This is a genomic window from Flavobacterium cheongpyeongense, assembly GCF_003202435.1.
GTDB classification, from domain to species: Bacteria; Bacteroidota; Bacteroidia; order Flavobacteriales; family Flavobacteriaceae; genus Flavobacterium; species Flavobacterium cheongpyeongense.
The window spans coordinates 39,855-53,739 of the sequence record NZ_QJHK01000004.1 but is presented as its reverse complement, the minus strand read 5'-3'; the positions used below and the strand labels follow the sequence as shown (position 1 = coordinate 53,739).

The 13,885-nt window shown below is 36.4% G+C and carries 8 protein-coding genes; 5 read left to right on the top strand and 3 right to left on the bottom strand.

The genetic code is table 11. From position 1 onward, the window contains the following. The first annotated feature begins 6 nt into the window (after positions 1-6). The 4 genes from DMB65_RS05965 to DMB65_RS05950 all read left to right on the top strand — a co-directional run bounded on the left by DMB65_RS05965 (position 7) and on the right by DMB65_RS05950 (position 6,305). The gene (locus tag DMB65_RS05965; RefSeq protein WP_110305744.1) at positions 7-660 is read left to right on the top strand and encodes a class I SAM-dependent methyltransferase; all 654 of its coding nucleotides are present in this window, start codon (positions 7-9) and stop codon (positions 658-660) included. 228 nt (positions 661-888) lie between these two features. After that, on the top strand, positions 889-3,957 hold the full coding sequence (locus DMB65_RS05960) for a T9SS type B sorting domain-containing protein (RefSeq protein ID WP_110305743.1): 3,069 nt from the start codon (positions 889-891) through the stop codon (positions 3,955-3,957). A gap of 63 nt (positions 3,958-4,020) precedes the next feature. Beyond that, positions 4,021-5,430 carry a pyridoxal phosphate-dependent decarboxylase family protein gene (locus tag DMB65_RS05955; protein ID WP_110305742.1) on the top strand — a complete coding sequence of 470 codons (1,410 nt, stop codon included), beginning with the start codon at positions 4,021-4,023 and terminating at the stop codon, positions 5,428-5,430. A gap of 20 nt (positions 5,431-5,450) precedes the next feature. Further along, positions 5,451-6,305, top strand: coding sequence for an alpha/beta hydrolase (locus tag DMB65_RS05950; protein ID WP_110305741.1), 855 nt, complete (start codon positions 5,451-5,453; stop codon positions 6,303-6,305). A gap of 462 nt (positions 6,306-6,767) precedes the next feature. Here the strand turns inward: DMB65_RS05950 and DMB65_RS05945 are convergent, their stop codons facing one another. Together DMB65_RS05945 and gldA are read right to left on the bottom strand one after the other, a co-directional pair. Then, positions 6,768-9,002, bottom strand: coding sequence for a DUF6055 domain-containing protein (locus DMB65_RS05945; protein WP_110305740.1), 2,235 nt, complete (start codon positions 9,000-9,002; stop codon positions 6,768-6,770). 602 nt (positions 9,003-9,604) lie between these two features. Then, positions 9,605-10,501: a gliding motility-associated ABC transporter ATP-binding subunit GldA gene (gene gldA / locus DMB65_RS05940; protein ID WP_110305739.1), complete on the bottom strand. Its 897-nt coding sequence runs from the start codon at positions 10,499-10,501 to the stop codon at positions 9,605-9,607. 145 nt (positions 10,502-10,646) lie between these two features. Between gldA and DMB65_RS05935 the strand changes: the two genes are divergently transcribed. Beyond that, positions 10,647-11,228 (top strand): outer membrane beta-barrel protein, encoded by a 582-nt coding sequence (locus tag DMB65_RS05935; protein WP_110305738.1) that lies wholly within the window; start codon positions 10,647-10,649, stop codon positions 11,226-11,228. A 298-nt stretch (positions 11,229-11,526) separates the two neighbouring features. Here DMB65_RS05935 and metE read toward each other — a convergent pair whose 3' ends face one another. Continuing rightward, positions 11,527-13,851, bottom strand: coding sequence for a 5-methyltetrahydropteroyltriglutamate--homocysteine S-methyltransferase (gene metE / locus DMB65_RS05930; protein WP_110305737.1), 2,325 nt, complete (start codon positions 13,849-13,851; stop codon positions 11,527-11,529). Positions 13,852-13,885 lie beyond the last annotated feature (34 nt).

The following is a 13,885-nucleotide window of genomic DNA, read 5'->3' as shown; positions in this document are numbered from 1 at the left end:
AACCTTATGGAACAGGAAGGATTACACGAAATAGCCTCCCAGTTAAAACATCCAACCGGAGAAAAAGGAATCGAAATAGCCATTATGATGAACGAAACGAACATCAATATGACCAGACATTCTATTCAAAATCTCAATATAGCAAAGGAGAGTTTGATTCTGGAACTAGGCCATGGAAATGCCGGACATGTCGAATTTCTTTTCGAGCAGGCCAAAAACCTCAAATATTACGGACTCGAAATGTCTGAGCTAATGTTTCAGGAAGCACGCCGGATCAACCGAAATTTCGTCTCTCAAAAACAAGCTTTCTTTTCGATTTATGACGGAAATGCAATTCCTTTTAAAAAGGAATCTTTTGATAAAATATTCACAGTAAATACCATTTATTTTTGGCAGGATCCACAAAAACTGCTTTCAGAAATTTACAGGGTTTTAAAACCAAACGGAAATTTTTGCCTGACCTTTGCTGAAGGAAGTTTCATGAAAAAACTTCCTTTTACCCAATACGGTTTTGAATTATACAGCACTGAAAAAGTTCAAAATTTAATTCATAAAACGGCTTTCAAAACAGTTTGTACAGAAACTCTGACTGAAAAAGTAAAAAGTAAAACGGGTGAATTAGCTGACAGGGCTTTTACTACAATTGTCGTTGAGAAGTAAATAATTTTAAATCAATCCATCACTTTTTTGCCCTGTTTTATTGTTCTTTATAAGAAAAGAGTGTACTTTCTATTATGGTTAAAATAGATTTTATTCATGATTTGAGTTTTAAATAAAATGGTAATAGATAGGAGTTTAGGATTCATCGTCCATTTATATGAATTGGTCTAAAAGTTTAACAATTGATTTTTTAATAAAGTAGTTTTACCGAAATAAAATGACTTTATTTTGAATCGTATCGCCTTTTATTTTGCAGTAAGCACACTTTTTTTTGTATCAAAATTACAGGCGCAGTTATGTACCGGTAGTTTAGGTGATCCGGTGGTTAAATTGGATTTTGGTTCTGGAACGGCAACACATGGCACAGCTTTAGGAAGCGGAATTACCAGTTATACCTGGACTACGGCAGATTTTCCAAGCGATGGTTCTTATACAATCGAAAGCAGGACAAACACAGCAGGAACATGGTGGACAACTACTGATCATACAGGCGGAGGTTATATGATGGTCGTAAATGCAAGCATTTCTACTACCGATTATTTTTATAAAAATACGGTTTCAGGTTTGTGTGCAGGGACTACTTATGAGTTTGCTGCCTGGATCATGAACCTGTTGAGAAGTCAGGATAATAGTCTGCCCAATATTACTTTTACGATTGAAGATACCAGCGGTGCAATTTTAGGGACCTACAATACAGGAGATATTGGTTTGTCGAGTAGTGCGGTATGGAAACAATACGGATTCTTTTTTACGACTCCATCCGGGGTTTCAACGGTTATCATCCGAATGCGAAATAATAAGGCAGGTGCTGCCCCAGGAAATGATATTGCTCTGGATGATATTACTTTTAGAGCCTGCGGACCAACGGTTACTTCGACAATTATAAACGAATCAGTAACGAATCTGGAAGTGTGTGAAGGTGAATCTAAATCAATAACACTGAGCGGATCTGTTTTGTCTTCAGCCTACACAACGACTGGTTATCAATGGCAAAATAGTACTGATGGAGGAATAACCTGGACAGATATTTCAGGAGCAACTGCTGCTACCTATACTTTTGTTTCAGGGGGTATTGGTACTTATAAATATCGTCTGGCAACTGCTGATAGTTCTAATATTAGTTCTACTAATTGCCGTGTCTTTTCTAACGAGATAACAATCAATGTAAAATCAGGACCAATACAACCTACCGTAGAAACAATACAACCCAATTGCGATGTGCCTTCGGGGACGATTATGATAACAGCCCCAACAGGACTTTTGTATAGTGTAGACGGTATTAATTATCAATCATCTATGGTTTTTTCTGGTTTATCGGGTGGTGATTATAATGTTACTACTAAAAGTTCCAGCTGCGTTTCGGCTCCGGTTTCAGCTCATATTAATTTAGTAGCTGTTTCAAGCGAGACACCAACAATAAATATTATTCAACCTGTAATTTGTACCAATCCATTCGGCACAATTACAGTTACCAGTCCGGATGCAGAATATAGTTTTGACAATGGAGAAAACTGGCAGTCTAGTAATGTAAAAACCGGATTTGTTCCGGGAGATTATTGGGTCAAAACACGAAATAGTACTTTGTGCGAAACCACACCAATTAAAGCTACAATTAGTATTCCGCCGGGATATCCGCCAACTCCAATAGTAAATATTACGCAACCGGATTGTTTTACGGCTACAGGAACCATTACGGTTACAGATAGTGCGGCGTCTTACAGTTTTGATGGTGGGCAAAACTGGACTACAAGTAATACTACTACCAATCTGCTTCCTGGGACTTATCAGGTTGTGATAAAAAACACAATTGGCTGTGTTTCGCTTGTAGCAAATTCAGTTGAAATCAAACCTTTTGTAAATGCCGAACCTCTTCCTGTTGTAACGACACCACAAACTTTTTGTGTGCAGCAAAATGCCACGATTACTGATATTGCTATTTCTGGCACAAATGTAAAATGGTACGATGCAGCTGTAAATGGAAATTTGCTTACCAATACAACAACGCTGCAAAACAAGACCTATTATGCATCGCAAACTTTAACGAGTTGTGAAAGTTTACGTACTCCGGTAGTAATAAATATTCAGGCAACATCAGCACCAACAGGTGATGCTGTACAAAATTTTTGTACGACTCAAAAAGCAACAATTGCAAGTTTAGTACTTACAGGGTCTGCAATTATTTGGTACGACAATCCAACAGGCGGAAATGTTTTGCCAGCGACTACAAGCTTGGTAAATGGAATAACATATTATGCCACGCAAACTGTAAATGGTTGCGAAAGTGTAAACAGATTAGCAATTTCGGCATCTATAGTATCTCCAGGTTTACCAGTAACTGACAACACAGATTTTATTTGTGATGATGGGAACGATGGTTCTGAAACAGTAGATTTAACTGCTTATAATTCAAAAATTGCGACTTGCAGCTCCTGTATTTTTACCTATTTTAAATCATTGTCGGGTGCAGAAAATCAAACGACAGCAGATCAAATTTCAACACCGTCTGACTATGGTCTGGTATTAGGAACTGTAATAATTTATGTCAGAATTGATACTAATGATAAATGTTATCAAGTGGGACAATTGAGTCTGACACTTGTGGCTGAGCCAATAATTTCTATTCCGGATACAGTTTCGTTATGTCAAGGCAAAGATGTTTCTATAAATGCTGGTTCAGGTTTCGACAGTTATTTGTGGTCAACAGGAGCAATCTCAGAATCTATAACTGTTTCTACTGTAGGTGTTTATTCGGTTTCTGTAACCCAAAATCATGGAAGCACAGTTTGTTCCGCAGTCAAAAATTTTCAAGTAAAATTGTCCAATGCGGCTACTATTTTAAATATAGTAACTCAGGACTGGACGGATAATGATAACATAATTGTGGTAGAACTTGCCGATAGCAGTTTAGGCAGTTATGAATATTCTATAGACGGAATTACGTATCAGGACAGCAATACTTTTTCAGGACTGGCTACAGGCGATTATCTGGTATATGTGCGGGATAAAAACGGTTGCGGAACTGTGAATCAGGAAGTTTTTCTATTAAATTATCCAAAGTTTTTTACGCCAAACGGAGATGGGTATAATGAAAATTGGGCTATAAAATTCTCAGAAACAGAACCTAATTTAAATATTAAGATATTTGATCGCTACGGAAAATTTATTAAAGATTTAAATGCCGCCTCGGCCTGGGATGGAACTTTTAATGGTCATAATATGCCTGCAACAGATTACTGGTTTGTCGTGACAAGGGCAAATGGCAAAGTGTATAAAGGTCATTTTACTTTGAAAAGATGATTTTTTTTCCTACAATTAAAATGCAATTGCTTAATTTCGGGCAAAAAAATAATTTGTAGAAAAATGAATCCAGTCTTACACCATGATTTAAATAATTTTGAAAGTATACTTGAAAAAGCAAAACAACAGGCAATTGTTTTTTTGAATAATCTTGAAAATATCCCAACGTCAAATAAAGAAACAATTGACACCAATCGTGAATTAAACCAATCAGGTTTGGGGTCTCTGGCAGTGTTAGAAGAGTTTCATACAAGACTGGCACCTTTGATGGTTGCTTCACCAGGGCCAAGATATTGGGGATTTGTAACGGGTGGTTCAACCCCGGCTTCAATTGCAGGCGATTGGCTTGCTTCTGTTTACGATCAGAACACACAGGCGGTTGCAGCGCAGGGAGGAAATTCGGCATTAATTGAGTTTGAAACAATTAATCTGCTTTTGCAATTGTTAGATCTGCCAAAATCATTTTCAGGAGGATTTGTGACTGGGGCAACTATGTCTAATTTTACCTGTTTAGGAGTTGCCAGACAATGGTTTGGGAAACAATTAGGAAAAGATTTTGCCAAAAACGGAATTTCAGAACCCATAAATATTTTCTCGGCTACTCCACATTCTTCATCCATAAAGACATTATCAATGTTAGGAATTGGGAGCCAAAATTACACTTCGATCAAAGCAATTGAAGGGAATCGTGAAGCAATTGATATAGCTGATTTAGAGAAAAACATCAAAAGTTTAAACGAAAAACCTTTCATTTTAATTTCAAGTGCCGGAACAGTAAATACAGCTGATTTTGATGATTTTGAAGCTATTTCAAAACTTAAAGAAAAATACAATTTCTGGTGGCATATTGATGCAGCTTTTGGAGGTTTTGCAGCAGTTTCAGATAAGTACAAACATCTTGTAAAAGGCTGGGAGGGAGCAGACAGTATTACAATTGATTGTCACAAATGGCTAAACGTACCTTATGAAAGTGCTTTTTATTTAGTAAAAGTACAGCATACGGCTTTGCAAATTGAAACTTTTCAGAATTCTAATGCACCGTATTTAGGGAATCCGTTAGAGAATTTTAATTATCTCAATGTACTGCCTGAAAACTCAAGACGTTTAAGAGCTTTACCTGTTTGGTTTTCGTTATTGGCATACGGAAAAGAAGGCTTTCGTGATATAGTTGAAAATAATATTGCATTGGCTTTGCATTTTGGTAATGCTATTATCGAAGATAAAATTTTTGAACTTCTGGCTCCAATTCGCCTGAACAATGTTTGCTTTACAGTAAAAGGAGATCATAACCAGGAAAAAGTGTCCCGGTTTTTAACGAATCTCAACGATACCGGAAAAGTATTCATGACACCAACATTTTATCAGGGACGTAACGGAATCAGGGCATCATTTGTAAATTGGAGAACAACAGAAAATGACATTAGGATTGTAATAGCTGAAATGAAAGAAACATTAAAAGCTGTATATTTATAAATCAGTTTAAATAAATTGTAATGAAATCAAAGATCAAATTTTGCGTTTATTTATTTGTTTTAATTTTTTGTAATCAGGGTTTTGCGCAACTAAACGGGACTAAAATTAATTTGTGGCAAAATGGTGCTCCAGGTTTTGAAAATCGTAAAGATGAGCCGGAACAGGCTCAGGACTGGTGGGTCAGAAACATTCATAATCCTTCAATAACGGCTTATTTGCCCGACAAACCAAACGGAATGGCTGTACTTATATGTCCTGGCGGAGGTCATGAAAATCTGGTTTTTAATTCAGAAGGAAAAGATGCTGCTGAATTTTTAAACAGTATTGGAATAACGGCTTTTGTTTTAAAATACCGTCTGACAAGGACAAAAAACTCCCCATACAAATTGGAAACACACGTAAAACAAGATGCAGAAAGAGCCATGAGACTCATAAGAAGCAAGGCTGCTGAATTTAAAATTGATGTCAGCCGAATTGGTGCCATGGGATTTTCGGCAGGGGGAGAAGTGGTCGCTTTGATTGCTTATCATGCTAAAAATAGCATCAAAAACACCGGAGATGCAATTGATGGACAGGATGCCCAGCCCAATTTTCAGATACTGGTTTACCCGGGACCATTATTTATTCCCAACAAGATTCAGCCAGATGCACCACCTGCTTTTTTGATAGCCGCAAACGATGATTCATGCTGTTCAGCTCCTATAGTCGAACTGCTTAATGGGTATCGAAAAGCGAATGTTTCGGTAGAAATGCATTTGTATGCTAAAGGAGGGCATGCATTTAATATGGGCAAAAGAGCCAAAACAAACTCACTGAATACCTGGCCGCAACGATTGACAGATTGGTTTGAGGATAATCATTATTTTGTGAAATGAGGCTTGTGATAGTGCTTTTAAAATTTGATTTAGAATTGTCTTCTTCGTAGTACCAATAATTTTTAAGTTCTACTATGCCTTTTGTCAAATATGTTGATTCAGGATATAAACAAAAAAACAGAAGTTCACTTATTTAAAGCCACTTCTGTTATTACTTAAACGCAATTGCAAAGCTCCCTTTTTTCTGTAATTTTAGGCAGAGTGCGTTGTAAAGAATGGTATAATGTGTAGATAAAGTTTGGTATAATTTTTCAAAAAAGCAATTATACCATTTTTGCATATTTAGGCTATTGTATATGCATAAAAGGTATTATAGCGTCTTTTATACCAGAAAATTTCCGAACTGTAAAACAATTAAAAGGGGTATTACAATATGTTGATTTAAAGTGTCTAATAAAAAATAAAGCCTGTAAAGTATTCGTTTTACAGGCTTTAATTTATTATTGAGACAGGAGTTACTTGCTACTCTTTGATTAATGATTTAGTAATAATGGTGCTGCCATTCTGAATCTGAATAATATAAACACCCTGAGTTAAATGAGTACTGTCGTAAGGAACAATAATCCTGCCTATATCATAAATTTTATCAGTGATAACATCAATTTTACGACCATTTACGTCAAACAATAAAATGGTTACTTTTTGTTGTTCTGTCTGCATAAATGAAATAGAAAAGTTATCTCCAGCAGGGTTTGGATAAATACTTAAATCTTCTTCATCTTCAATATTTTGAACTGATTTTTTTGCAGTAGAAGTTATAGTGCAGGTCGGAGTAGTGCTAAATGCCATTGAAGAAGCTGAGAAATTGGTAAAGGCAGCGTTAATATCTGTATTAGATACGTCGCTTGCGCCTTTTCCATCACATTCGGTTCTGCCATTTCTCCAATACGGAAACTGAAGGTAAACTCCCGGTGTAGAACAGCTTCCAATTTCAGCATCTCCACCCACAACAACTGAACTGCCAAAGTTCCCGGCAAAAAGCATTGCATTTCCTTTTATATTTGCTGTATTTGACACAGAACCGCCTTCCATCCAGGCATTTCCTTCTACGATTGCACTGTTTGAAATGGTCGTATTATATACACAGGCATTACCCCTTATGATAGCATTGCCATTTATGGTACCACCGTCTACCATTGCATATTCATCTATGCGGGCATTTCCTGAAATATTTCCTGCTCTCACAATTGCATAAGGACCAACATATACAGTTGAAGCTACACTGGCAGTATTAGACACCCATCCGCCACCGTTTGTATGCAGGTGTCCATTATTCTTAAGAAATTTTCTAAAATCAGCAGCCGGCTGAAACCCTTCCGGATTAGCATTTGCAATTTTTACTTCGTATGGATACCTTCTTTGTTTAGGATAACCTTCGTCCATGTTGTAGTTTACATGCACTTTAGGAGCAGAAAAGACAATTAAAAAAAGGTTTGCTTCTGTGGCTGTTTTTAGCGTAAATGAGGCTTCTCCATCAGTTTTGTACATTGGACTGTAACGGGATATAGTTCCATCAGCTTTTGTTGTAGCAAAACCATATCGCCATCCTGCCTGAGTTGGATTTACTTCTGAGTGTCCTTTAAATTTAATGGTAACTTTTTTTTCTGTACCTGTACAAGTTGGGTATAATGGAATCACATTCATTCCATAATCCTGCGGTGCCCAATCATTATTTGTATAATACTGATCTGTTGTTCCGGTAACTTTTGTCAAAAGGGTATATTGCCTGCTGGTATATCTTGGCATATTGGTCTTAATGGCTTGATTAACCTCTCTAATTTTTTTGCCAAAGTTGCTGGTCGTGTTGATTTGTGAATTCCATTGAATTGGGTAGTCAAAAGCGGGCTGACGCTGGGCATAACTCCATAAATAATCACCAAGCTGATCTTGTGTAAAGCCTTTTAATCTTTTGATTGTTTCTAGCGGATGCTCCTGATTTCTTGATTCAGCCCACATTCTTCGGGTAAAATCAAACCCCTCTTTTTCCTGAACATAATACATTAAATGAAAATTGGTATAATGGTGGCGGTTTGATGACCACATAAAATGTTTGGTTTGTATCCATCTGGTAAGTGTACCGTCAATCTCAGCCCATTGCGGATAAGCTTGTCCGCGCATAAAATTGGCGTGGCCTTCAAAAAACGGACCAGCCCAGTCATAACCAGAAAATGCAGTTCCGTTACCCGGATTTTCCTGAATACGCATCATCATTTGAAGGGTGTGGGCAAATTCATGAGATAATGCCCCTCCATCTCTGGTTGCTTCAGGGTGTACAAACATTGCGCCAATGGTATTGCTAAACGAACTGGCTTGCGCAAAAGCCTGTAGTCGGGGATCTGTAGAATTCCAGGTATTCATCATCATAATGATGATTTTGTATTTGCCGAAATTTGTTGTTGAAGCATTATTTACAAAATGTAAATCGGTTATATACCTTTTAAAAGAATATTCAAGCGTATCTGCAACCGACTTTGGTGTAAATCTTAAAGAGGCATCAGAATAAGTTGATGGATTGGTACCTACCTTGTCACCCCAGTAAACTACAAAGTTCGTAGACTCGTATTTTCTGGTGTTCGATACTTTATTATAGAACTCATTATTGGGGTCACTCCATTCTGTTGGCGTAAAGAGTGTTTTTTGACCCATTGCAATATAACTGCAAAGAAAAAGGATAAATTGTAAGAAAAGTTTTTTCATAATTACATATAGATTAGAGGTTAAGATTATAATGCTTTGTAAAAATAAGTATTGGATTACAAGTTATCTAAGATAATATTATCCATATTTAATACTATTTTGCTTGTTTTAAAAAATAATACATGTGTATTGTTTTGATTTAGTGATTGTTAGTTTGGTGTAAAAGTATTTAGGATTAAAAGGGCTAACAAATTAGTTGGCTCTATTTCGAGAAGAATAAAAAGCGTAGGTTGTGTTTTATTTTGATTCGGATAGCTTATTAAAGGTACATTGGTTCGTTTGTTAGAATATATTCTATAAAGGCTGGATTTATAAGTGATAGGAGTATTTTCTTCGAAACTGTAATAATTCCTAAGTTTTTGGATTTTTATATGTTGGTTAAAGGTGTGTTATAAACAAAAAAACAAAAGTGAGCTTGTTTAAAGACACTGCTGTTTTTAGTTAATTGCGTTGTAAACGCTACCCTTTTTTTATAAATTTAGTTTGGTAACTCTTTGAAAACGTACAACAGAACCCTTGGTGAAAAGAGTACCAGTTACGTTGTTTTAGGTTAATAAAAAAAGCCGTATCGAGTAGTTTTTGATACGGCTTTTTTAACCAATTTATTTAGTAATCTCTCTGAACACAGCTTCCAGATTTTTGTTTTTCTGATTAAGCTGCAAAGTCTTCAAACCATTATCGTGTGCAAAATCAAATACTGCCGGTCTCATATCTTTATCAGATAGAAAGGTTAATTCCCAAAGACAATCATGTATATTTGTATATGATTTTAAATGCGGAATTGTGGCAATTACCTGTTCTTCAATTTTGTAATCAAATTCAACTTCAATTACTTGTTCTTTGTCCGCTGAAATTAAATTATCCAGTTTTTTATCGGCTACGATTTTTCCTTTGTCAATAATGATGACACGGTCGCAGATTGCCTCGACTTCCTGCATAATGTGTGTGGAAAGAAAAACAGTTTTATCTTTTCCGGCATTTTTGATCACATTTCTAATTTCTACTAACTGATTCGGGTCCAGTCCGGTAGTGGGCTCGTCCAGGATTAAAACATCCGGATTGTGTAATAAAGCATTAGCAAGTCCAACACGCTGGCGGTAACCTTTCGATAACTGACTTATTTTTTTATGACTTTCTGACGTCAGTCCTGTCAGCAGAATCACTTCTTCAATCCTTGATTTTGGGACTTTATAAACATCGGCATTAAAAGCCAAATACTCACGAACATACAAATCTAGATATAGTGGGTTATGCTCTGGTAAGTATCCAATAGAAAGCTGTACTTCTTTTGTGTTTGTCATGACATCATGACCATTTACAAAGGCTGAGCCACTATCAGTAAGCAAATAAGTAGTCAAAATTTTCATCAGTGTAGATTTTCCTGCGCCGTTTGGTCCTAAGAATCCAACGATTTCTCCTTTCTCAATTTTAAAAGAAATTTCATTTAAAGCTTTTTGCTCTCCGTAACTTTTTGATATGCTGTTTACTTCTATCGACATGACTTTTTATTTACTGCAAAAGTAAACAGAAATAGTTTCGATTACTACATTTTGTCTTTTAAAGTAATAATAAAAAACAGCAAAGTCCCTTTACTCACGGCATCGTTATTGTTAAGGGAATGCTAAAATAAAATAAACCCAAATTATGAAAAAATTTTTAGTGATGGCTGCTTTAGCTATCGGTAGTTTTGCAAATGCACAAAAAGGAACAATCTTAGTAGGTGGAAACATCGGATATACTTCTGAAAAATCTGAATACAGGTTTACTGAATCAAAAACAAATGAATTTAGTTTTTCTCCTAAAGTTGGTTACCAGTTTCACGAGAACTGGACTGTTGGGGGTGAATTTACAGTTGCTTCTTCAAAAAGTGGTTTTACAGGAGATGAGCAAAAAAGGAATGCTTTTAAAGCGGGTGCTTTTGTTCGTTACTCGGTTCCACTAAGCCAGACTTTTTCTGTTTTTGCTGATATGGGAGCAGGTTTTCAAAATGCAAAAGTAAAAAATTACGATAACGGATCACTTGATTCAAAATCTAAAGCTGATGGTTTGTATTTAGGAGTAACTCCGGCTCTTTTCATTAACATTAAAAAAGGTTTTGGTCTAAACTTTAGTATTGGCGGCTTAGGATATGAAACATTGAGTTATGATAATAATGGACCGGATGTAAATTCATTTTACTTCAATTTCGGTCAGACATTTAACATAGGAATCTCTAAAAATTTCTAATCTTAGTTTATCTATTCAATTTAAGAAAGCATCTCAATCGAGGTGCTTTTTTATTGGCTAAAAGTTTTATGAAAACTAAACTTGTCAATTAGCCCGATAGAAGTGATATCCTTTTTCTTGCTTCTTTAGCAAGGAAAAGATATAACGGATAGCGGGACTGTATTTGTTCTGAAAACGAATAAGTTCTGCTACAAAAAAAAAAATAAAAATGCCGACCAGTGAAGCCGAAAAAGGATCATAACTACAAGATTTTCGACTTCGCCTGCCGGCACTAAAAAACAAAAATTATTTAAAAGAATTATAAGCTCACAATATTTTCAACGGCAGCTCTCATTTCCTGTGCTGCTGCAACCATCTCGATTAGTGCTTTTTTGGTTTCGTCCCAATGACGTGTTTTTAAACCACAATCCGGATTTACCCACAGCTGATCTACTGGTATAACTGCCGCTGCTTTTTCGAGCAATTGCACCATTTCCTCACTTGACGGAACTCTTGGCGAGTGAATATCATAAACACCAGGTCCAATTTCGTTTGGATATTTAAAATCGGCAAAAGCATCTAAAAGTTCCATTTGCGAACGCGAACATTCAATAGTGATAACGTCAGCGTCCATATCGGCAATATTCTGGATGATGTCGTTGAATTCGCTGTAACACATGTGTGTGTGAATTTGTGTATCATCGTTTACGCCCGAAGCCGAAATTCTAAATGCTTTTACGGCCCAATCCAGATAAGTAGCCCATTCTTCTTTTCTTAACGGAAGACCTTCGCGAATGGCAGGTTCGTCAATCTGAATGATTTTGATTCCGGCTTTTTCTAAATCGACCACTTCATCACGAATCGCTAAAGCAATCTGTGTGCAGGTTTCAGAACGCGGCTGATCGTTACGTACAAATGACCATTGCAAAATTGTTACCGGCCCGGTCAACATTCCTTTTACCCATTTTGGAGTCAGGGATTGTGCGTATTGTGACCATTTTACCGTCATAGGGTTTGGTCTTGAAACATCACCGTAAATAACAGGAGGTTTTACACAGCGGCTTCCGTAACTTTGTACCCAGCCGTTTTTGGTAAACGTAAATCCGGCCAGTTGTTCTCCAAAATATTCTACCATGTCGTTACGTTCAAATTCTCCGTGAACCAGAACATCGATTCCGGTTTCTTCCTGAAAACGAATGGTAGCTTCGGTTTCTTTTTCAATTAAATCGTTGTATTGTTGGGTTGTTAATTCTCCTTTTTTGAATTTTGCCCTCCAGCTTCTCACTTCGGCAGTCTGAGGAAAAGAACCTATTGTGGTGGTTGGGAATAAAGGAAGGTTTAAAGCGTCAATCTGACTTGTTCTTCTTGTTGCAAAAGTACTTTTACGCTTGTCATCAGAAGCTGTAATGTTGCTAACACGGGCTTTAACCTCATTATTATGAATTAATTTTGAAGTTTTACGGTTGTTATTTGCAACTACATTTCTCTCATATTCAGCTGATAATTTAATGTCAACTTCTTTTGAAGCAAATTTTTTCAATACTACAATTTCGTTTATCTTTTGTTTAGCAAAAGCCAGCCATTGTTTGATTTCAGGAGTTAAAGTCTCGTTGTTTGTTTCTAAATCCAAATCACAAGGGCTGTGGATTAAAGAGCAGGACGGAGCAACAAAAATCCTGTTTTCTCCCAATACAGCCGTTGCTTTTTGGATTAACTCTAACGATTTTGTGAAATCATTTTTCCAGATATTTCTTCCGTCAACCACTCCCAAAGAAAGATTGGTACCAGGGTTTAATTGTCCGGACTCTAAAATATCATCTAACTGAGAGGGGCAACGCACTAAATCTAAATGGAAAGTATCAACTGGAAGAGCCAGAGCCGTAGTTAAGTTCTCTCCGAAACAGTCAAAATAATTCGCCAGGACTATTTTAATTTTCGGGAAACGTTTGTTGATTTCATTATACACTTTCGTGAAAGTATTCCTTTCTTTGTCATTAAGATTTAAAGCTAAAAATGGCTCGTCTAACTGGATATATTCGGCATTTTCTGACTGTAGTTTTTCCAGAATTTCAAAATATACCGGAAGTAAGGCGTCAATAAGATCAATTCTCTCAAAACCTTCTTCTTTTTCTTTTCCTAATAATAAATAAGAAACAGGACCTATTAAAACAGGTTTGGTTACAATTCCTAAAGCTTTGGCTTCTTTAAATTCGTTGATTATTTTTTCTGAAAACAAAGCAAACTTTTGGTTTTTGGTAAATTCAGGAACAATGTAATGATAGTTGGTGTCAAACCATTTAGTCATTTCCATTGCCACAACATCCTGACCGTTTTTTTGGGCTCCCCTTGCCATAGCAAAATACAAATCAAGAGAAGAATTGCTTTTTGCGAGTTCGTGATAACGTGTTGGGATAGCACCAACCGCCAAAGTCAGATCCAGTACCTGGTCGTAAAAAGAAAAATCATTAGACGGAATCAGATCAACTCCTGCCTCAGCTTGTAATTTCCAGTTTTTAAGACGGATTTCTTTTCCGGCATCAATAAGTTCATCAGCAGAAATTTTTCCTGCCCAGTACAATTCTGAGGCCTTTTTTAATTCCCTGTTGCTTCCAATTCGTGGGTAACCTAAATTATTTGTCTTCATTTTTATTTCAGTATTTTTTACTGGACAAATTTAG

Excerpts from the sequence above, each read along its gene's own strand:
- DMB65_RS05955 (WP_110305742.1), top strand. The coding sequence starts at position 4,021 with ATGAATCCAGTCTTACACCATGATTTAAATAATTTTGAAAGTATACTT.
- DMB65_RS05950 (WP_110305741.1), top strand. The coding sequence starts at position 5,451 with ATGAAATCAAAGATCAAATTTTGCGTTTATTTATTTGTTTTAATTTTT.
- DMB65_RS05945 (WP_110305740.1), bottom strand. The coding sequence starts at position 9,002 with ATGAAAAAACTTTTCTTACAATTTATCCTTTTTCTTTGCAGTTATATT.
- DMB65_RS05935 (WP_110305738.1), top strand. The coding sequence starts at position 10,647 with ATGAAAAAATTTTTAGTGATGGCTGCTTTAGCTATCGGTAGTTTTGCA.
- metE (WP_110305737.1), bottom strand. The coding sequence starts at position 13,851 with ATGAAGACAAATAATTTAGGTTACCCACGAATTGGAAGCAACAGGGAA.
- DMB65_RS05965 (WP_110305744.1), top strand. The coding sequence starts at position 7 with ATGGAACAGGAAGGATTACACGAAATAGCCTCCCAGTTAAAACATCCA.
- gldA (WP_110305739.1), bottom strand. The coding sequence starts at position 10,501 with ATGTCGATAGAAGTAAACAGCATATCAAAAAGTTACGGAGAGCAAAAA.